Annotated in this window: 19 protein-coding genes and 3 tRNA genes; 15 read left to right on the top strand and 7 right to left on the bottom strand. The window is 65.8% G+C overall.

Annotation, left to right across the window (positions count from 1 at the left end):
- Positions 1 to 3: 3 nt before the first annotated feature.
- Together D1610_RS13020 and D1610_RS13025 are read right to left on the bottom strand one after the other, a co-directional pair.
- Complete coding sequence (locus D1610_RS13020) at positions 4 to 252, bottom strand: toxin-antitoxin system HicB family antitoxin (RefSeq protein ID WP_118864620.1); 249 nt, start codon at positions 250 to 252, stop codon at positions 4 to 6.
- Positions 249 to 668 carry a putative toxin-antitoxin system toxin component, PIN family gene (locus D1610_RS13025; RefSeq protein WP_118864621.1) on the bottom strand — a complete coding sequence of 140 codons (420 nt, stop codon included), beginning with the start codon at positions 666 to 668 and terminating at the stop codon, positions 249 to 251. The genes D1610_RS13020 and D1610_RS13025 overlap by 4 nt, the downstream gene beginning before the upstream one ends.
- Positions 669 to 751: 83 nt before the next feature.
- On the opposite strand from D1610_RS13025, the gene gatB reads away from it, so the two are divergent.
- The 3 genes from gatB to D1610_RS13040 all read left to right on the top strand — a co-directional run bounded on the left by gatB (position 752) and on the right by D1610_RS13040 (position 3827).
- Positions 752 to 2254, top strand: a complete 1503-nt coding sequence (gene gatB / locus D1610_RS13030; RefSeq protein ID WP_118864622.1) for an Asp-tRNA(Asn)/Glu-tRNA(Gln) amidotransferase subunit GatB — start codon at positions 752 to 754, stop codon at positions 2252 to 2254.
- Positions 2255 to 2382: 128 nt separating this feature from the next.
- Positions 2383 to 2955: a hypothetical protein gene (locus D1610_RS13035; RefSeq protein WP_245942227.1), complete on the top strand. Its 573-nt coding sequence runs from the start codon at positions 2383 to 2385 to the stop codon at positions 2953 to 2955.
- The gene (locus tag D1610_RS13040; protein ID WP_118864624.1) at positions 2952 to 3827 is read left to right on the top strand and encodes a hypothetical protein; all 876 of its coding nucleotides are present in this window, start codon (positions 2952 to 2954) and stop codon (positions 3825 to 3827) included. The genes D1610_RS13035 and D1610_RS13040 overlap by 4 nt, the downstream gene beginning before the upstream one ends.
- A 6-nt stretch (positions 3828 to 3833) precedes the next feature.
- Here D1610_RS13040 and D1610_RS13045 read toward each other — a convergent pair whose 3' ends face one another.
- Positions 3834 to 4049, bottom strand: coding sequence for a hypothetical protein (locus D1610_RS13045; protein WP_118864625.1), 216 nt, complete (start codon positions 4047 to 4049; stop codon positions 3834 to 3836).
- Entirely contained in the window at positions 4046 to 4216 is a 171-nt protein-coding gene (locus tag D1610_RS17150) for a hypothetical protein (RefSeq protein WP_182466829.1), read from the bottom strand. The genes D1610_RS13045 and D1610_RS17150 overlap by 4 nt, the downstream gene beginning before the upstream one ends.
- A 110-nt stretch (positions 4217 to 4326) precedes the next feature.
- Here D1610_RS17150 and D1610_RS13050 point away from each other — a divergent pair.
- The 7 genes from D1610_RS13050 to D1610_RS13080 all read left to right on the top strand — a co-directional run bounded on the left by D1610_RS13050 (position 4327) and on the right by D1610_RS13080 (position 10779).
- Positions 4327 to 4411: transfer RNA gene (locus D1610_RS13050), tRNA-Leu, on the top strand.
- A 63-nt stretch (positions 4412 to 4474) separates the two neighbouring features.
- Positions 4475 to 6115: a trigger factor gene (gene tig / locus D1610_RS13055; protein ID WP_118864626.1), complete on the top strand. Its 1641-nt coding sequence runs from the start codon at positions 4475 to 4477 to the stop codon at positions 6113 to 6115.
- Between the two features lie 36 nt (positions 6116 to 6151).
- Positions 6152 to 7078: a glycosyltransferase family 2 protein gene (locus tag D1610_RS13060; RefSeq protein WP_118864627.1), complete on the top strand. Its 927-nt coding sequence runs from the start codon at positions 6152 to 6154 to the stop codon at positions 7076 to 7078.
- A 74-nt stretch (positions 7079 to 7152) separates the two neighbouring features.
- Positions 7153 to 7803 carry an ATP-dependent Clp endopeptidase proteolytic subunit ClpP gene (gene clpP, locus D1610_RS13065; RefSeq protein WP_118864628.1) on the top strand — a complete coding sequence of 217 codons (651 nt, stop codon included), beginning with the start codon at positions 7153 to 7155 and terminating at the stop codon, positions 7801 to 7803.
- 101 nt (positions 7804 to 7904) lie between these two features.
- Positions 7905 to 9176 carry an ATP-dependent Clp protease ATP-binding subunit ClpX gene (gene clpX, locus D1610_RS13070; protein ID WP_118864629.1) on the top strand — a complete coding sequence of 424 codons (1272 nt, stop codon included), beginning with the start codon at positions 7905 to 7907 and terminating at the stop codon, positions 9174 to 9176.
- Positions 9173 to 9691, top strand: a complete 519-nt coding sequence (locus tag D1610_RS13075) for a hypothetical protein (protein WP_118864630.1) — start codon at positions 9173 to 9175, stop codon at positions 9689 to 9691. The genes clpX and D1610_RS13075 overlap by 4 nt, the downstream gene beginning before the upstream one ends.
- Entirely contained in the window at positions 9688 to 10779 is a 1092-nt protein-coding gene (locus tag D1610_RS13080; RefSeq protein WP_118864631.1) for a calcium:cation antiporter, read from the top strand. The genes D1610_RS13075 and D1610_RS13080 overlap by 4 nt, the downstream gene beginning before the upstream one ends.
- 7 nt (positions 10780 to 10786) lie before the next feature.
- Here the strand turns inward: D1610_RS13080 and D1610_RS13085 are convergent, their stop codons facing one another.
- Together D1610_RS13085 and D1610_RS13090 are read right to left on the bottom strand one after the other, a co-directional pair.
- Positions 10787 to 11389 (bottom strand): hypothetical protein, encoded by a 603-nt coding sequence (locus D1610_RS13085; RefSeq protein ID WP_118864632.1) that lies wholly within the window; start codon positions 11387 to 11389, stop codon positions 10787 to 10789.
- Entirely contained in the window at positions 11386 to 13083 is a 1698-nt protein-coding gene (locus tag D1610_RS13090; RefSeq protein ID WP_425453225.1) for a M1 family metallopeptidase, read from the bottom strand. Before D1610_RS13090 ends, D1610_RS13085 begins: the two co-directional genes overlap by 4 nt.
- Positions 13084 to 13135: 52 nt before the next feature.
- Between D1610_RS13090 and lon the strand changes: the two genes are divergently transcribed.
- The 3 genes from lon (at position 13136) to D1610_RS13105 (ending at position 16162) form a co-directional block, all read left to right on the top strand.
- The gene (gene lon, locus D1610_RS13095; RefSeq protein ID WP_118864634.1) at positions 13136 to 15532 is read left to right on the top strand and encodes an endopeptidase La; all 2397 of its coding nucleotides are present in this window, start codon (positions 13136 to 13138) and stop codon (positions 15530 to 15532) included.
- Between the two features lie 154 nt (positions 15533 to 15686).
- A complete protein-coding gene (locus D1610_RS13100) occupies positions 15687 to 15959 on the top strand; it encodes an HU family DNA-binding protein (protein WP_118864635.1) in 273 nt (90 codons plus the stop codon).
- Between the two features lie 128 nt (positions 15960 to 16087).
- Positions 16088 to 16162 (top strand) — tRNA-Val (locus D1610_RS13105).
- Positions 16163 to 16338: 176 nt separating this feature from the next.
- Here the strand turns inward: D1610_RS13105 and D1610_RS13110 are convergent.
- Positions 16339 to 17001 carry a prolyl hydroxylase family protein gene (locus D1610_RS13110; protein WP_118864681.1) on the bottom strand — a complete coding sequence of 221 codons (663 nt, stop codon included), beginning with the start codon at positions 16999 to 17001 and terminating at the stop codon, positions 16339 to 16341.
- A 110-nt stretch (positions 17002 to 17111) separates the two neighbouring features.
- Between D1610_RS13110 and D1610_RS13115 the strand changes: the two genes are divergently transcribed.
- Together D1610_RS13115 and D1610_RS13120 are read left to right on the top strand one after the other, a co-directional pair.
- Positions 17112 to 17188, top strand: a tRNA-His gene (locus D1610_RS13115).
- Positions 17189 to 17271: 83 nt separating this feature from the next.
- Complete coding sequence (locus D1610_RS13120; protein ID WP_118864636.1) at positions 17272 to 18321, top strand: Glu/Leu/Phe/Val family dehydrogenase; 1050 nt, start codon at positions 17272 to 17274, stop codon at positions 18319 to 18321.
- Positions 18322 to 18417 lie beyond the last annotated feature (96 nt).

Raw genomic sequence — 18417 nt, forward strand, 5'->3', positions numbered from 1 at the left:
ACCCTAGCCGATCACGTCATCCTCGCGCGGCGGAACGCCGCGCTTGCGGGACATGATCTCATCGAATTTTTCGAGATTCATGCGCTCATAACGCTCTTCAAAAAAGCGCGCGCTTTCGAGTGCGGAAAGCTTCTCGGCCACCGCCGTCGCCATGAATTGGTTCATGCTAATGCCGTCCTGCTTCGCATAGCGTTCTACCGCCTGCTTGATCGATCGCGGCAAGCGAAGTTGATAAATTGCCGGTGTCGTCATCTTACCTTCTCCAAAGCTTCATGCGGCAGCCAGCATCCCAGGTTGAAGTCTGCGGGTGCGGAACCGAAATCTCTGCGGTTGAATGTCACAATTGCATCGGCGCCCGAATTCAGGGCGGCTTCGAGCACCATCTCATCAGCCGGATCACGGATGAGCGGGCGATAAAGATAATAGACCCTGGTCCATTCCGCCACTCCGACCAACAGGTCGAGGAGCGCTTGAACTTCGCCTGCGTTGAGTTCGGCGGCGTCCAGATGGTCGGGCAATGTTGCGACGGCTTCATATTCAAGCAACAGAGGCACGCTTACGACAGGTCGAAATGCGCCGTGTCTGGCCAGTCTCAGCAGTTCCGCAGATGCTCCCGTTGGACTGCGGATACCCGCGACAACAACATCGGTATCGAGCACGAGATTCATACCACATATGATATGTTTATCTTGACGAGCCGGCAAGCGATTGAATAGGGCGATCAGGCGAAATTCAAGTCTGAGACCGACGAATGACCGACACAGCATACCGCATCCAGGGCGCAACCGGCGAGTGGGAGGTCGTGATCGGCCTTGAGGTCCATGCGCAGGTGACGTCGAAGGCCAAATTGTTCTCCGGCGCTGCGACCGATTTCGGGGCGGAGCCCAATACGCAGGTGTCACTCGTTGACGCCGCGATGCCGGGCATGCTGCCGGTGCCCAACAGGGAATGCGTGCGGCAGGCGGTGCGCACGGGCATGGCGATCGACGCCGAGATCAATCGCTGGTCGCGGTTCGACCGGAAGAATTATTTCTACGCCGATCTGCCCCAGGGCTATCAGATCAGCCAGCTCTACCACCCGATCGTGGGCGAGGGGCGGATCGCGATCAGCCTGGACGAGAAGGACCCCGACGCCGCGACCAAGGAGATCGGCATCGAGCGCATCCATATCGAACAGGATGCGGGCAAGCTGATGCACGATCAGCATCCGACGCGCAGCTATGTCGACCTCAACCGCTCGGGCGTCGCGCTGATGGAGATCGTCAGCCGGCCGGACATGCGCTCTCCCGCCGAGGCAGGGGCTTATGTCCGGAAGCTGAGATCGATCCTGCGCTATGTCGGCTCGTGCGACGGCAATATGGAGGAAGGGTCGATGCGCGCCGACGTCAATGTCAGCGTGCGCAAGCCGGGCGATCCGTTCGGCACGCGGACCGAGACCAAGAATGTGAACTCGGTGCGCTTCGTCATGGCGGCGATCGAGCATGAGGCGCGCCGCCAGGTCGAGGTGCTGGAGGACGGCGGCACGATCGTCCAGGAGACGCGGCTGTTCGATCCCGACAAGGGCGTGACTCGATCGATGCGGTCCAAGGAGGATGCGCACGATTACCGCTATTTCCCCGATCCCGACCTGCTGCCGCTCGAGCTGGACGACGCGTTCCTGGAGGAATGCCGCCAGTCGCTGCCCGAGCTGCCCGACGCCAAGCGGCGGCGGTACGAGGAGGCGCTGGGCCTTTCCGCCTACAACGCCGCGGTGCTGACCGCCGAGGCCGAGACCGCGCGCTGGTTCGAGGCGCTGCTCGCCGAAGGCGCGCGCATCCAGGGCAAGGGCGAGGCGGAAGTGGCCAAGGCCTCGGCCAACTGGCTGCTGTCCGATCTGTTCGGCGCATTGAACCGGCTGGGCAAGGATCTGGACGACAGCCCGGTCTCGCCGCTCAAGGGCGCGGAACTGCTGGCGCTGGTCGCCGACGGCACGATTTCGGGCACGCTCGGCAAGCAGGTGTTCGAGATCATGCTGGAGACCGGCGACGGCGCGGAGCAGATCGTCGAGGAACGCGGCCTCAAGCAGACCAGCGACACCGGCGCGATCGAGGCGGAGATCGCCAAGGTGCTCGACGCCAACCCCGACAAGGTGGCCGAGTATCGTGGCGGCAAGGACAAGCTGTTCGGCTTCTTCGTCGGCCAGACGATGCGCGCGATGGCCGGCAAGGCCAACCCGGCCGTGGTCAACGAGCTGCTGAAGAAGGCGCTGGGCTGACGCGACTTGCGCGAGGACGCGCGGCGGATAGTATCGAAGCAGGAGACGAATCGGGGGCGGTTCGATCCATTCGGGGGAGCATGGCCGGGGGGCTTATGAAGAGATCGGTATTCGCGGCTGCGTGCGCGATGGCGTGCGTCGGTTCGGTCGTGCAGGCACAAACCGCGGGGGCGGTGATCGCCGAGAGCGCATCACCCTTTGCGGCTGCGACCATCAGCAACACGGATGCGGCGAGCGTGACCATGCCGGCGCTCACCTTCGAGCCGGAAGGCGACGAGGCGAAAGACTTCGACAAATATTATTACTTCCATCGCGCGGAGACCGACTTCGCCACCGCCTATGCCGATATCAGCGAATGCGATGGCTATGCCAGCGGCCTTTCAAGCGGGATGGGGTATACGCAGGTGCCCTATCCCTATGCCGGCACGCTGGGCGGCGCGATTGGCGGCGCACTCGGCAATGCCATTGCGGACGCGATCTTCGGTTCGGGCGAACGCCGCCGCGTCCGACGGATGAACATGCGGGCATGCATGCATTTCAAGGGGTATGACCGGTATGGTCTGCCCAAGGCCTTCTGGGAAAAGTTCAATTTCGAGGAAGGTATGGGATCGGTCGAGCCCAAGCGCCGCGTCGCTATGCTGCGTCAGCAGGCGCTGGTTGCGGCGACCGCATTGCCCGTCGGGAAGGCTTTGGGGCAATGAAGCGCATCGCAATCGTCGTGGCCATAGCCGCCGCCTTCACTGCTTCGGCGGCGCCGGCGCAAGACCATGTCTTTGTCGAGGCGAAGCCGGTCAAGGATAAGCCCACGATCGCGCTGTCGCCGGACCGCGCCTACATTATGATACGCGCCGAAGACCAGACGGCGTTCATGTTCATGAAGGATCCCGATCCCGAGGATCAGGCCGAATACGACCGGTTGCGCGCCGAAGCCTATGCCGAGGAACGTGAGCGCTACACCAAGAAGCTCGCAAGATATGAGCGCGACATGGCTGCCCATGACAAGGCGGGGGCAGGCGCGATGCGCGCGCCTCCAAAAAAACCGGACGAACTGACGGAAGCGAACTTTGCCTTCACGCCGTTTCCTCTGATTGCACAGGTCGCGGTGGGGCCGGTGAACAGGCTGAGCAAGGCAAAGGGCAATTCCGTGTATCTTACGGAAGTCACCCCAGGGACCTATCGTCTGTACGGACCGGTGATGGAGGGGCCACAGGGCATGGCCGGCATGTGCTTCTGCATGGGCAGCGTCCGATTCACTGCCAGGGCGGGTCAGGTCACCGATTTGGGTAAGGCTGTCTTGCTGCCCTTGCCGACGGTGCCGGCCGGCGACTCTTCCTTTCCTAAGGTGATCGGCTATGGAATAGAGCCGGCGACGCCTGCCATGCCTGTCGATCCACGTCTGTCCAGCGCTACGATTGAACCTGCGGCATACCGCCCCGCCGGCAAGCTGCCAAATTTCTTCGGGCTACCGATAGGCCGACTGCAGCCAATTCCCGGCGTCTTTGCTTATGACCGGGACAGGGTCATCGATCTGACGGGCGATCAGGCTGGCGCTTCGGCCCCGGGCGCGAACTAATCTGCCTCAGCCATCCCCGGTCGGCGATCCCGGCGCGACGTCCTGGTTCTTGACCACGCCGGCGGTGCCGCCGACGCCGTCCTCCGCGCCGGCGTCCTCCAAGGGCGATGTCTCGTCGCCGCCCTGGGCGCGCTCCGCATCGTCCTTGCGGCTTTCGACGACCTGCTGGATATCGCTGCGGGGATCGTCGTCCCGATCCTCGGGTCCGCGCCGGCCGCTCATGCGGCTTCTCCCGGCGGCGGGGTCTCGATCGGGCCCTGATCGGGCGAGGGATCGTCGATCGGTGCGGGATTGTCCTGATCGGGGGTGGGCGGGATGATCTCGTCGGGCGTGCTGCCGGGGGACAGCGGATCGCCGCCGGGGTCCGGATTATTAGGTACGCTGGCCATCACATATCTCCTTTGGCCCTCTTCAACGCGTCAGTCGCCGCCCGGCTCCACCGCTCGCTTGCCCTTCGCCCGCGCCCTGCTATAGACCGCCGCCGACCGGCGGTGTCCAAGCGGGCGTGGCGGAACTGGTAGACGCGCCAGATTTAGGTTCTGGTATCGCAAGATGTGGGGGTTCGAGTCCCTTCGCCCGCACCAGTTTTCCGAAGCGGAAGCTGGGGCACCCGAAATTCTCTTCCGATTAAAGGCATCGAACGAGCAATGCAGACTGTCGAGACGTTGAACGAGGGCCTGAAGCGCGCCTATACGCTCACCATCACCGCCAAGGAGATCGACGGCAAGGTCGACGCCGAGCTGAAGCGCGTCGCGCCGCAGGTGCGCATGCCCGGCTTCCGCCCCGGCAAGGTGCCCGCCAACCTCGTCAAGAAGATGCACGGCCCGGCGCTGATGCAGGACGCGCTCAACAGCTCGATCCAGGAAGGCGTGCAGAAGCTGATGGCCGACAACAAGCTGCGTCCCGCGATGCAGCCCTCGGTCGAGCTGGGCGAGGGCTATGAGCCCGGCAAGAATGCCGAGGTGAAGGTCGAGCTGGAAGTGCTGCCGCAGGTGCCGGCGCCCAAGATCGAGGAGCTGAAGCTCGAGCGGCTGACCGCGCCGGTCGACGACACCGCGGTCGACACGCAGATCGCGCGGATCGCCGAGGGCCAGACCCAGTATGACGACGCGCCCAAGGCCCATAAGGCCAAGGAAGGCGACCTGGTGGTGATGGATTTCACCGGCAAGGTCGACGGCGTCGCATTCGAGGGCGGCACGGGCACGGACATGTCGGTGGCGATCGGTTCCGGCCGCCTGATCCCGGGCTTCGAGGACCAGCTGGTCGGCGTCAAGACCGGCGACGAGAAGCAGATCAAGGTCACTTTCCCGGCGGATTACGGCGCGAAGGATCTGGCCGGCAAGGACGCGACCTTCGATCTGGTGATCAAGCAGGTGAAGCTGCCCGGCGACACCAGGATCGACGATGCCTTCGCCAAGTCTCTGGGCCTCGAAAGCCTCGACAAGCTCAAGGAGCTGATCCGCGGGCAGATCGAGCAGGAGCATAACGGGCTCACCCGCACGCACATGAAGCGCAAGCTGCTCGATCAGCTGGCCGAGGGCCATGATTTCGACGTGCCGCCGTCTATGGTGGAGGCCGAGTTCAACCAGATCTGGGCGCAGCTGGAGCATGAGGCGAGCCATGAGGCCGACCCGGCCGCTGCGATGAAGGAGATGGAGGCCGAGCGCGACGATTACCGCAAGATCGCCGAACGCCGCGTGCGGCTGGGCCTGCTCCTTTCCGAGATCGGCCAGGCCAACGGCGTCGAGGTCAGCCAGCAGGAGATGAACCGGCTGATCATGCAGGCCGCGCAGCAATATCGCGGCGAGGAGCAGCAGCGCTTCATCCAGTACGTCCAGCAGGAGCCGATGGCCGCAGCCCAGCTGCGCGCGCCCCTCTACGAGGACAAGGTGGTCGATTTCCTGTTCGGCAAGGCGGAGATCAGCGACCGCGAGGTCGCCCGCGCCGATCTGGAAGCGGCGATCGAATCCGAGGACGGCCACGTCCACGGGCCGGGCTGCGGGCACGATCACGATCATGACGAAAAGTCCAAGGCGAAGAAGGCGGCGGCGAAGAAGCCCGCCAAGTCCGAAGCCGTGACCGAAGAAGCGAAGCCCGCCGCGAAGAAGGCTCCCGCCAAGAAGGCGGAAGCGGCCGAAGCCAAGCCGGCGCCGGTGAAGAAGGCCGAGGCGGCCGAAGCCAAGCCCGCAGCGGCCAAGAAGGCGCCCGCGAAGAAGGACGCGCCTGCGAAGGAGACCGCGCCCGCCAAGAAGGCTCCGGCCAAGAAGCCGGCCGCCAAGAAGGCGTAAACCTTCGTCCGCTAGGGACGGGGCAGGGGGTGTCGTTTGCGGATCGCGGTTCTTCTGCCCTGCTATAACGAGGAAGCCGCGATCGGGCAGACGGTCGCGGCGTTCCATGCCGCGCTGCCCCAGGCGAAGATCTACGTCTTCGACAACAACAGCGGCGACCGGACCGTGTCGGTCGCGCGCGGCGCGGGGGCGATCGTTCGCGGCGAGCGGATGCAGGGCAAGGGCCATGTCGTGCGGCGGATGTTCGCCGATATCGACGCCGACATCTATGTCATGGCCGACGGCGACGCGACCTATGACGCAGCGTCCGCGCCGAAGCTGATCGCGCGCATGCTCGACGAGCAGCTCGACATGGTGGTCGGCGCGCGGGTGGATGACGACGTCGCCGCCTATCGCCGCGGGCACCGGTTCGGCAACCGGCTGATGACCGGCATCCTCGCGCAGCTGTTCGGCCGGAGTTTCAGCGATATCTTCTCGGGTTACCGGGTGTTTTCGCGACGCTTCGTGAAGAGTTTCCCGCTGCTTTCGGCAGGCTTCGAGATCGAGACCGAGATCAGCGTCCATGCGCTCGAACTCAGGATGCCGGTGGCGGAGATCGAGACGCCCTATTTCGCGCGGCCCGAGGGGTCCGAATCGAAGCTCAGCACCTATGGCGACGGTTTCCGCATCCTGCGCACCATCGCCACGCTCTATCGCATCGAGCGGCCGCTGCTGTTCTTCGGCGTGCTGGCGGCGCTGCTGGCGCTGGCGGCGGTGATCCTCGCCATCCCGCTGATGCTGACCTATGCCGAGACCGGGCTGGTGCCGCGCTTCCCGACGGCCATCCTCGCCACCGGCCTGATGATCCTCGCGTCGCTGAGCTTCTTCGCCGGGCTGATCCTCGACACCGTGGTGCGCGGACGGCGCGAGGTGAAGCGGCTCGCCTATCTGGCGCATCCCGCGCCCGGCGCCGACACCCCTTGAAGCGCGGCGCACGAACCGCGATGTAGGGCCCGGGCGGCGCTCCCTTCGCGCCGTGGGCAAACCAGAGAGACTTTATGCACCCGCTTCACGATGCACTCGTTCCCATCGTCATCGAACAGTCGAACCGCGGCGAGCGCAGCTTCGACATCTTCTCGCGGCTGCTGCGCGAGCGCATCATCTTCGTGACGGGCCAGGTCGAGGACCACATGGCCTCGCTGATCACCGCCCAGCTGCTCTTCCTCGAGTCCGAGAACCCGAAGAAGGACATCTACATGTACATCAACTCGCCGGGCGGCGTGGTGACGGCGGGCATGGCGATCCACGACACCATGCAGTATATTCGCCCGCGCGTCGGCACGGTGTGCATCGGCCAGGCGGCGTCGATGGGCAGCTTCCTGCTCGCCGCCGGCGAGCCGGGCATGCGCGTCGCGCTCAGCAATGCGCGAATCATGATCCACCAGCCTTCGGGCGGCGCGCAGGGCATGGCGACCGACATCGAGATCCAGGCCAGGGAAATCCTGCGCATCCGCCACCGGCTGAACGAGCTTTACGCGAAATATACCGGCCAGCCGCTGGAGGAGATCGAAAAAGCAATGGATCGCGACAAGTTCCTGTCGACCGACGAAGCCAAGGCGTTCGGCCTGATCGACGAGGTGTTCGACAAGCGGCCGAGCCCGGCGGACGATCCCGTCGGTCAGGCGGTGAACGGCGACAAGGCCGATTAGGCGGTAAAGATTTTAGGCAATTGCCGCTTAGGATGTTTGCGGGCTACCATGGTCCGCCACGATGAGCTGTGCGCGGAGGCCCCGCGCCAAGGATGGATTGAATGACGAAGCTGAGCGGCGGTGATTCGAAGAGCACGCTCTATTGCTCGTTCTGCGGCAAGTCGCAGCACGAGGTGCGCAAGCTCATCGCGGGCCCGACGGTGTTCATCTGCGATGAATGCGTCGAGCTGTGCAACGACATCATCCGCGAGGAGACGAAGTCCGCGCTCGTCTCCAAGAAGGACGGGGGTGTGCCGACGCCGCAGGAGATCTGCGACGTGCTGGACGATTACGTCATTGGGCAGAACCGCGCCAAGCGCGTGCTTTCGGTCGCGGTGCACAACCATTACAAGCGGCTGAACCACGGCGCGAAGGGCGCCGATGTCGAGCTCAGCAAGTCGAACATTCTGCTCGTCGGCCCCACCGGCTGCGGCAAGACGCTGCTCGCGCAGACGCTGGCGCGAATCCTCGACGTGCCCTTCACCATGGCCGATGCGACGACGCTGACCGAGGCGGGCTATGTCGGCGAGGATGTCGAGAACATCATCCTGAAGCTGCTCCAGGCGTCGGATTACAATGTCGAGCGGGCGCAGCGGGGCATCGTCTATATCGACGAGATCGACAAGATCAGCCGCAAGGCGGAGAACCCCTCGATCACCCGCGACGTGTCGGGCGAGGGCGTCCAGCAGGCGCTCTTGAAGCTGATGGAAGGCACCACCGCCTCGGTGCCGCCGCAGGGCGGGCGCAAGCATCCGCAGCAGGAGTTCCTGCAGGTCGACACGACCAACATCCTGTTCATCTGCGGCGGCGCCTTTTCGGGCCTCGAGAAGATCATCGCCGACCGCCTGCAGGGCAAGTCGATCGGCTTCGGCGCCTATGTGGCGGCGCCCGAGGAGCGCCGCACCGGCGAGATCCTGCGCCAGGGCGAGCCCGAGGATCTGCTCAAGTTCGGCCTGATCCCCGAATTCGTCGGCCGCCTGCCGGTGATCGCGACGCTCGAGGATCTCGACAAGGAGGCGCTGGTCAAGATCCTGACCGAGCCGAAGAACGCGCTGGTCAAGCAGTATCAGAAACTGTTCGACATGGAATCGGTCAAACTGGGCTTCACCGACGAGGCGCTGGTCGCGGTCTCCAAGAAGGCGATCGAGCGCAAGACCGGTGCGCGCGGCCTCAGATCGATTCTGGAGGGCACGCTGCTCGACACGATGTTCGATCTGCCCAGCATGGACGGCGTCGATGAGGTGATCATCGACAAGGACGTGATCGAGGGCCGCAAGGAACCCGTGCGCGTCTACGCCAAGAAGGAAAAGGAAAAGGCGGGCGACGCCGCTTGACGGAGGTCGCGTTTGCCCCGGCGTGGCAGCACGGCCGGGGCCCGCTCGCTATCCTGCCCGGTCTGCTCTTTCGGAGCGATCGGCCCTATCTGACCATCGCCCTGGCTTGGCTGCTGTCGATCGGCGGCAGCATGGCGCTGGGCGCGGCGATCGCGCTGATCGTTCCCGAAGCGGAGGCGCCTGAGCTCGGAAACAACATTGCCGTGGTGCTGATCGGCGTCGTCGTCCTCAGCCCGCTCATCGAATCGCTGATCATGGGCGGGGTGATCGACCTGCTGCTGCGCTGGCTGCGGCCCTGGCAGGCCGTGCTGGCGAGCGCGGCCGCATGGGGTGGCGTGCACAGCCTGATGGCCGCCACCTGGGGATTGGTCATCTGGTGGCCCTTCCTGATCTTTTCGACCATATTCGTCACCTGGCGGCCGCGCGGCTTCTGGATCGCCATGCTGATGGCGGCGACCGTCCACGCCCTGCAGAACCTGTTTCCGGCCATCGCCATCGTGCTGGGATTCGAATGAGCGCGAAGCCCCACAAGGCGCTGCCAATCTGGTCGCTGGCGCTGCCCGCGATCGGCGTGCTGGCGATCGTCTCGTCGCTCGCGAAGCTGGGCGGGATCGGCGTGGTGGCGGCGGCCGCCATCCTGATCGGCTGCGTGCTGGCCGCGGTGCATCATGCCGAGGTCGTCGCGCACAAGGTGGGCGAGCCGTTCGGCACGCTGGTGCTCGCGGTGGCGGTGACGGTCATCGAGGTCTCGCTGATCGTATCGCTGATGATGTCGGGCAGCGGGGACACCACCGCGCTCGCCCGCGACACGGTGTTCGCCGCGATCATGATCATCCTGAACGGCATCGTCGGCATCTGCATCCTGGTCGGCGGGGTCAGCCACCACGAACAGCGTTTCGTCCAGCGCGGGGTGAGCGCAGCGCTGGGCGTGCTCGCGGCGATGGCGGTGCTGAGCCTGGTGCTGCCCAACTACACCGCGAGCACGCCCGGGCCATTCTATTCGAACGCGCAGCTCGCCTTCACCGCGATCGTCTCGCTGATCCTCTACGGCACCTTCGTGCTGATCCAGACGGTTCGCCACCGCGACTATTTCCTGCCCGCGGTGGAGGGCGACGTACCGGCCGACCTCCACGCCGCGCCGCCCAGCGGCCGCGAGGCGTGGATCGCGTTCGGCGTGCTGCTGGTCGCGCTCGTCGGCGTGGTCCTGCTGGCCAAGGACCTGGCGCCGACGGTGGAAGCCGCGGTGCTTGGCGCGGGCCTGCCGATCGCGATCGTCGGCGTCGTCATCGCCGCGCTGGTGCTGGCGCCCGAGAGCCTGGCCGCGGTCAAGGCGGCGCGGCGCAACCGGTTGCAGACCAGCCTCAACCTCGCGCTCGGCTCCGCGCTGGCGACGATCGGCCTGACCATCCCGACGGTTGCGATCGTCAGCCTGACGATGGGCTGGGATCTGGCGCTGGGCATCGATCCCAAAGGGCTGACGCTGCTCGGCCTGTCATTGCTGGTGGCGGTGCTGTCCCTGGGCACGGGACGGACGACGGTGCTGCAAGGCGTCGTCCATCTCGTGATCTTCGCGGCCTATCTGTTCACGACGATCGTGCCCTGATCGAACCCTAGCCGCCGAGATTTTCCGGCCATTCCAACGCGCCCATGAAACGCTGAACGGCGTCGTCGTGTTCGCTGCCCGCCGGCGTCGAGGTGCGGTATTTCACCTGCCAGCCGCTCTTCGGCGGGCAGTAGACGTAGAGTTCGGACGCGACCGCGCCCTGCCGGCTGAAGAAATCGGCGGTGATTGTGTAGGCGACGTGATCGCCCGCCAGCCGGGCGTCGGCGTCGGGGGCGGGACGGCTATCCTCCCGCACGAGTTTCGCATCGGGAAAACGCTCGGTGATCGCCTGTTTGGCCCCGTCATAGGATGTCCGGCACTGGGCGTCTTCCGCGCCGTCATCGGACGGCGACGGATAGACATAGACGCTGACCAGCGCGACTATGCTGCCGTCCGCGATCAGTTCGTAGCTGACGCCGACATCGGTCCCCTCTTCGTTATACTCGATCACCGCCTGGCGGGCGAACGATCCCACCGCAGCCGGAAAGTTGAAGCCGGTTTCGCCATGGACATAGGGGTCGGGCGGGGATTCGACCTTCCGCTGCGCGTGCGCCATGCCAGCCGAAAGCAGGGCAAGCCCCGCGACCATGGCCGCGATCTTGTTCGTCATTTCCCTGCCTGCGCCTCCTGCCACGCCTGATAGTCCTCCACCGCCTTCGAACGCTTGAGGATCTTCGCCCATGGATCGACCACGACATGCGCGCCCTCGGGCACCGTCAGCGTGTCCTTGCCGCCAGTCATCGCCAGCCGCTGGACCCGGCCGTCGACCTGCACCTCCACGGGCATGGGGAAGGGCTTGTTCTCCGGGGTTTTCCACGCGAGCGACAGCGTGTTGCCGCGCCGCGTCTCGACCAATTCGGGCAAAGCCGCCTCATCGAGGTACACGTCGAAGAACCAGCCATAGTCGCTGCCGGTCACCTGGTCGACGATGGCGCGATACTCGGCCGAGGAGCTGAAGCGCGGCTCGAAATTGCCCGGCTTGGGGTCGGGCCGGCCATAGACGGCGCGAGTCGTCACTTCGATGAAGGCCGCGTCGCCGATCAGGTTGCGCAAGGTGTGGAGCATCCATGCGCCCTTGACGTAGATGTCCTGGCCCGGCCCGCCATCTTCGATGCGGTAGACGTCCTCCGCCGCCATCGGCTTGCCGGAGACCAGCGGCGCGGCGTTGGCGATGGTGTTGCGGGATTTCTCCATCATCGACGCGTAGCGCGCCTCGCCCTCCCGCCAGCGGCCGTAGAGCGGTTGCATGTACGCGCCGTATCCTTCGTGCAGCCAGAAATCGTCCCAGTCGGCCGCGGTCAGCTGGTTGGCGAACCATTCATGGGCGAATTCGTGCTGGAACAGCCAGTCGAAGCCGGTCGCGTCCTTCTTGTACTCATTGCCATAGGCGTTGATCGTCTGATGCTCCATGCCGAGATGCGGCGTTTCGACCACGCCCATCTTGTCCCCGGCGAAGGGGTAGGGGCCGACCGTCGCCTCGAAGAAGTCGAGCGTCGGCGCGAACTCGGCGAACAGGCCCCTGGCCTTCGCCTCGCGCCCGGGGAGGTGCCAATATTCCATCGGAAAGCTGTTGCCGAAACGGCTCTGATAGGTGCCGCGGATGACTTCATAGGGCGCGATGTTGAGCGCGATGCCGTAGTTGGTGGGGTTGGCCACCGACCAATGCCAGGTCGACCGGCCGTCGGGCAGGGGATCGGTCCGCAGCAGGCGACCGTTGGAGATCGCCTTCAGCCCGTCGGGCACGGTGATGTGGAGATCGATCCGCTTGGGCTCTGCGGTCGGATGGTCGATGCATGGCCAGAACAGGTCGCAGCCCGCGCCCTGCACCGCGGTCGCGATCCACGGCGCGCCCTGGGGCGTCTTGGCCCAGACGAAGCCGCCATCCCATGGCGCGCGGATCGCGACGTGCGGGGTGCCCCCATAGGTGATCCGCGCCGAGACCTTGCCGCCCGCCGATATGCGGCGGGGCAGGCGGATGGTCAGCTGCCCCTGGGGATTGCTCCACGCCGTCTTCGGCAGGTCTCGTCCGTCGATCGCGATGGCGGTGACGGGAAGGTTGCGGTCAAGATCGATGACCAGCCGGTCGGTGGCCGCTTTCGCCGTGAAGTTGAGCGTGGCGATGCCGGAGATCGCCTCGCGATCGGGGAATATCTCGAAGGCGAGGTCGGCGGTGTCGAACTGGAGCTTGGCCTGGTCGGCGTCGAGCTTCCCGCCCGACTTGGCGGTCTGCGGGGTGAGCGGCGGCTTGCCGGGGTCGGCCGCGGTGGCCGGAATCGCGCACGCGATTGATGCGGCGGCAAGCATTCCCATATATGCAGGCAAACGAGGCGCACGCGCGCCTTCCTTCGGAGATTGCATGACCCAGTCCTACCCTGTTCTGCCGCTGCGCGACATCGTCGTGTTTCCGCAGATGATCGTGCCGCTGTTTGTCGGCCGCGACAAGTCGGTCGCGGCGCTGGAAACCGCCATGACCGGCGACAAGGAGATTTTCCTGGTCGCCCAGCTCGATCCGGCCGAGGACGATCCCGGCCGCGACGATCTTTACGACATGGGCGTGACCGCGACCGTCCTCCAGCTCCTGAAGCTGCCCGACGGCACAGTGCGCGTGCTCGTCGAGGGCAAGCAGCGCGCGCGCCTCGAATCGATCGAGGCGGGGGCGGAATTCCTGAACGCCGACGTGACGCTGATCGACGATGCGGTGGTCGAGGGCCCCGAAGTGTCGGCGCTGATGCGCTCGGTGGTCGACCAGTTCGAGAACTACGCCAAGCTCAACAAGAAGCTGCCGGCCGAGACCGCGGTCCAGTTCGCCGAGATCGAGGACGCCTCGAAGCTGGCCGATGCGGTCGCCGCCAATATCGCGATCAAGGTGTCCGACAAGCAATCGCTGCTGATCGAGGGCGATCCGCAGAAGCGTCTGGAGATGGTGTTCGCCTTCATGGAGGGCGAGTTGGGCGTGCTGCAGGTCGAGAAGAAGATCCGCAGCCGCGTCAAGCGCCAGATGGAGAAGACCCAGCGCGAATATTATCTGAACGAGCAGCTGAAGGCGATCCAGCGCGAGCTGGGCAATGAGGGCGAGGAAGGCGAGGGCGACGAGATCGCCGAGCTGACCCAGAAGATCGCCACGCTGAAGCTGTCGAAGGAGGCGCGCGCCAAGGCCACCGGAGAGCTCAAGAAGCTGAAGGCGATGGCGCCGATGTCCGCCGAGGCGACCGTCGTGCGCAACTATCTCGACGCCCTGCTCGGCCTGCCCTGGGGCAAGAAATCGAAGATCAAGAAGGACATCACCGCCGCGCAGGCGATCCTCGACGAGGATCATTTCGCGCTGGAGAAGGTGAAGGACCGGATCGTCGAATATCTCGCGGTGCAGGCGCGGACCAACAAGCTGAAGGGCCCGATCCTGTGCCTCGTCGGCCCGCCCGGCGTCGGCAAGACCTCGCTTGGCCGCTCGATCGCCAAGGCGTGCGGGCGCGAGTTCATCCGCCAGTCGCTGGGCGGCGTGCGCGACGAGGCCGAGATCCGCGGCCACCGGCGCACCTATATCGGCTCGCTGCCCGGCAAGGTCGTCTCCAACCTGCGCAAGGCGGGGACGATGAACCCGCTGTTCCTGCTCGACGAGATCGACAAGCTCGGCCAGGATTTCCGCGGCGATCCCGCCTCGGCGCTGCTCGAGGTGCTCGACCCTGAGCAGAACGGCAAGTTCCAGGACCATTATCTGGAGATCGACGTCGACCTGTCCGACATCATGTTCGTCACCACCGCGAACACGCTGAACCTGCCGCAGCCCTTGCTCGACCGCATGGAGATCATCCGGCTTGAGGGCTATACCGAGGACGAGAAGGTCGAGATCGCCCAGCGCCACCTGCTGCCCAAGCAGATCAAGCAGCACGGGCTGAAGGACGGCGAGTTCACCCTCACCACCGAAGGCCTGCGCGCGCTGATCCAATATTACACGCGCGAGGCGGGCGTGCGCACGCTGGAGCGCGAGATCGCCAAGCTGGCGAGAAAGGCGCTGCGCCGCATCCTGGAGGGCAAGGTGGAGAGCGTGACGATCACGCCCGACAACCTCGCCGACTTCGCCGGCGTGCGGAAATTCCGCCACGGACTGGGCGAGGAGGAGCACCAGATCGGCGCGGTCACCGGCCTCGCCTGGACCGAGGTGGGCGGCGAGCTGCTGACGATCGAATCGGTCACGGTCCCCGGCAAGGGATCGGCCAAGATCACCGGCAAGCTGGGCGACGTGATGAAGGAATCGGTCGAGACCGCGTTCAGCTATGTGAAGGCGCGCAGCCCGAGCTACGGCATCAAGCCCAGCCTTTATGCCCGCAAGGACATCCACATCCACCTGCCCGAGGGCGCGGTGCCCAAGGACGGTCCGTCGGCGGGCATCGGCATCGTCACCGCGATCGTCTCGACGCTGACCGGCGTGCCGGTGCGGCGCGAGGTGGCGATGACCGGCGAGGTCACCTTGCGCGGGCGCGTGCTGCCGATCGGCGGCCTCAAGGAGAAGCTGCTGGCGGCGCTGCGCGGCGGCATCACCACCGTCCTCATCCCGCAGGAGAACGAGAAGGACCTGGTGGAGATCCCCGCCAACATCCGCGAGGGGCTGAACATCGTGCCCGTCAGCCATGTCGACGAGGCGCTCAAGCTGGCGCTGGTCGAGCCGCTCACCGCGATCGAGTGGAGCGAGGCGGACGAGCTCGCCGCCCAGCCGCCGCACCCGATTTCCCCGCTTGGCGAGGCGGTTCGGCATTGATTGGAGCATTTTGACGCGATTCCGCCGCAAAACCGCGGCGGAATCGCGCAAAAGCCTTTGACACGGGGATTTGTGGCGGCCTTACTGCGCCACCGGCTAGGCCCGAGTCACCGAGTCTAATCGCCGATAGCAACAAAATGGGGGTTCCCAGGGCATGAACAAGCAAGAACTGATCGGGTCGGTCGCTGACCACACCGGGCTCACCAAGGGCGACGCCAGCAAGGCGGTCGAAGCCGTCTTCGATACGATCGGCGGCGCGCTGAAGAAGGGCGACGAGGTTCGCCTGGTCGGTTTTGGCACTTTCTCGGTCAGCAAGCGCAAGGCGTCGACGGGCCGCAACCCGCGCACCGGCGAGCCGATGACGATCAAGGCGTCGACCCAGCCCAAGTTCAAGGCCGGCAAGGGGCTGAAGGACGCGGTCAACTAAGACCGCCCGGCGCGCGTGCGGGCTGGACAAGCCCGGCGAGCGCCAATATGAGCTTTCGGACCGGGCGGCACGATGTGTCGCCCGTGTCTTTTCCGGGAAGGGCCCTTGGGCTTTTCCCGATCGGGCGTGGGCGCATAGCTCAGCGGTAGAGCACACCCTTCACACGGGTGGGGTCGCAGGTTCAATCCCTGCTGCGCCCACCACGCCCGGCGGTTTGCCGCATCTGATCCGAATAGATCGACCTGAACCGTCGCCCCTGCGAAGGCAGGGGCCCATCTTTGCCGTCCGCGAGCGCGGCGGTTGATGGCGCGTCGGGATAGGCCCCTGCCTTCGCAGGGGCGACAAGGATGGAATCGGCAAAAGCTGGCTTCTCGCTCGCCTACCAACCCCACGGCCTTTCCCTGAACCACTTGGTGATGACGTACTTGGTGCCCGCCCGCACCTTCATCCCCGCGTGCAGCGTCGCGCCGTTGAGGCCGCCATCGGCCAGGCGGTTGTTCCAGGCGAGCAGCTTGCCCGTCTCCGGCGGCACGATCTTGTCGATTTCCTTGAACCGCGTCGCCCCGCCGGCCTTGGGTTCGTTGAGGTAGATCATCACCGTCCAGGTGCGGTTCCCCGCGACCGAGGTGTAGCGCTCGTAATCCACTCCATCGACGTCGAAGAAGTCGGTGTGCGCCTTGAACTGCTGGCCGACGGCGTAGCGCTGGCCTTGTATCGGCTCGCCATATTGCGGGTCGAGGCCCGTCAGCGCCGCGATGCGCGCTTCAACCTCGATCACGATCGGGTCGTCGGGCGACAGGTCGCACGTCTCGCTGGTGCGGAAGGCGTCGTCGCCATTGGGATCGGACACGGTCGAGGGACGCCGGTTCGAATCGATCAGCCCGCAGATGGCGGCGCACAGATCGGGCGGGAGGAAGCCGCGCTGGACGAACAGGGTCAGCCTGGGGCTCGGCACGCGCTGGATGCCGCGGACGCGCATCAGATTGGCGATGACGGGTTCGGGGGGCAGGCCGGAGCCTGCGGGCTGGGCGGCGGCGGTCATGGCCGCGCCCATAGCGTCTCGCCTCATCCGATGCGAGGGGGCGCGGTGCTGCTTGACCGCTGGGCACGCTCACTCCTATGGAGCGCGCTCTCGCAGTGATGCTGCGCGTGGCGATCGTAGCTCAGTCGGTTAGAGCGCCGGTTTGTGGTACCGGAGGTCGCGGGTTCGGATCCCGTCGATCGCCCCATTTTTCCCTTGGGACTGGCCATCGTGCCGCGATAAGAATATTACGCACCTGCGACATTTCATTTCTAGACCTGAAGGTGCGCGATGACGGCCGTGTGGGATTATCCGGATTTCGACGATCACGAGGGCGTCCACCTGATTCGCGACAAGAGCGCCGGGCTGACGGCGATTATCGCGATCCACTCGACCGCGCTCGGCCCCGCCGCGGGCGGCGCCCGCTTCTGGCACTATCCCGAAGGAGCGCGCGCCATCACCGATGCGCTGCGGCTGTCGCGCGGGATGAGCTTCAAGAACGCCATGGCCGGCCTGCCGATGGGCGGCGGCAAGGGCGTGATCCTGGCCGACGCAGACCGCACCAAGACGCCGGAGATGCTGAAGGCGTTCGGCCGCGCGGTCGAATCGCTGTGCGGGCGCTATGTCACGGCGGAGGATGTCGGCATCAGCGAGGCGGACATGCAGGTGGTGGCGACCGAGACGCGCCATGTCTCCGGGCTGCCGGTGGGCGCGGGGCATGCCGGGGGCGATCCCGGGCCGTTTACCGCGATGGGCGTCTATCTGGGCGTCGTCGCCGCTGCGAAGCGCGCGCTGGGCGTCGATTCGATGCGCGACGTGCACGTCGCGGTGCAGGGCGTGGGCAGCGTCGGCGGCGGCCTCGCCAGGCTGCTGACCAAGGACGGCGCCCGGCTGACGCTGGCCGACGTCAACGCGGCGAAGGCCGAGGAACTGGCTGCCGAGCTTGGTGCGCATGTCGTCCCGGCGGAGGAACTGCTCGCGGTGTCGTGCGACATCGTCAGCCCCAACGCGCTCGGCGCGATCCTGACCGAGGCGTCGATCGCCGCGCTCGATGCGAAGGTCGTCGCGGGCGGCGCCAACAACCAGCTGGCGACGCGCGAGGACGGGGCGCGGCTGCATGCGCGCGGCATCCTCTACGCCCCCGATTACGTCATCAACGCCGGGGGCATCATCAATGTCGGCCTCGAATATCTCGGGCAGGGCGACCGCGCCGAGGTCGAGGCGCGGATCGCCCGCATCCCCGAACGGCTGACCGAGGTGTGGGACGAGAGCGACCGCACGAGCGCGCCCGCCGCCGACGTCGCCGACCGGATCGCCCAGCGGCTGATCGGGCGGGGGTGATTCCCGTCGCCCCTGCGCAGGCAGGGGCCTCGGTCGGCAAGCGCGGCGTTTGGATGTGCCACAAGCCAAGCGGCCCCTGCCTGCGCAGGGGCGACG

Source organism: Sphingomonas gilva, from assembly GCF_003515075.1.
Classification (GTDB): domain Bacteria; phylum Pseudomonadota; class Alphaproteobacteria; order Sphingomonadales; family Sphingomonadaceae; genus Sphingomonas; species Sphingomonas gilva.

Coding starts and splice junctions, on each gene's coding strand:
- D1610_RS13020 (WP_118864620.1), bottom strand. CDS start 252: ATGACGACACCGGCAATTTATCAACTTCGCTTGCCGCGATCGATCAAG.
- D1610_RS13025 (WP_118864621.1), bottom strand. CDS start 668: ATGAATCTCGTGCTCGATACCGATGTTGTTGTCGCGGGTATCCGCAGT.
- gatB (WP_118864622.1), top strand. CDS start 752: ATGACCGACACAGCATACCGCATCCAGGGCGCAACCGGCGAGTGGGAG.
- D1610_RS13035 (WP_245942227.1), top strand. CDS start 2,383: ATGGCGTGCGTCGGTTCGGTCGTGCAGGCACAAACCGCGGGGGCGGTG.
- D1610_RS13040 (WP_118864624.1), top strand. CDS start 2,952: ATGAAGCGCATCGCAATCGTCGTGGCCATAGCCGCCGCCTTCACTGCT.
- D1610_RS13045 (WP_118864625.1), bottom strand. CDS start 4,049: ATGAGCGGCCGGCGCGGACCCGAGGATCGGGACGACGATCCCCGCAGC.
- D1610_RS17150 (WP_182466829.1), bottom strand. CDS start 4,216: ATGGCCAGCGTACCTAATAATCCGGACCCCGGCGGCGATCCGCTGTCC.
- tig (WP_118864626.1), top strand. CDS start 4,475: ATGCAGACTGTCGAGACGTTGAACGAGGGCCTGAAGCGCGCCTATACG.
- clpP (WP_118864628.1), top strand. CDS start 7,153: ATGCACCCGCTTCACGATGCACTCGTTCCCATCGTCATCGAACAGTCG.
- clpX (WP_118864629.1), top strand. CDS start 7,905: ATGACGAAGCTGAGCGGCGGTGATTCGAAGAGCACGCTCTATTGCTCG.
- D1610_RS13080 (WP_118864631.1), top strand. CDS start 9,688: ATGAGCGCGAAGCCCCACAAGGCGCTGCCAATCTGGTCGCTGGCGCTG.
- D1610_RS13085 (WP_118864632.1), bottom strand. CDS start 11,389: ATGACGAACAAGATCGCGGCCATGGTCGCGGGGCTTGCCCTGCTTTCG.
- D1610_RS13090 (WP_425453225.1), bottom strand. CDS start 13,083: ATGCTTGCCGCCGCATCAATCGCGTGCGCGATTCCGGCCACCGCGGCC.
- lon (WP_118864634.1), top strand. CDS start 13,136: ATGACCCAGTCCTACCCTGTTCTGCCGCTGCGCGACATCGTCGTGTTT.
- D1610_RS13100 (WP_118864635.1), top strand. CDS start 15,687: ATGAACAAGCAAGAACTGATCGGGTCGGTCGCTGACCACACCGGGCTC.
- D1610_RS13110 (WP_118864681.1), bottom strand. CDS start 17,001: ATGACCGCCGCCGCCCAGCCCGCAGGCTCCGGCCTGCCCCCCGAACCC.
- D1610_RS13120 (WP_118864636.1), top strand. CDS start 17,272: ATGACGGCCGTGTGGGATTATCCGGATTTCGACGATCACGAGGGCGTC.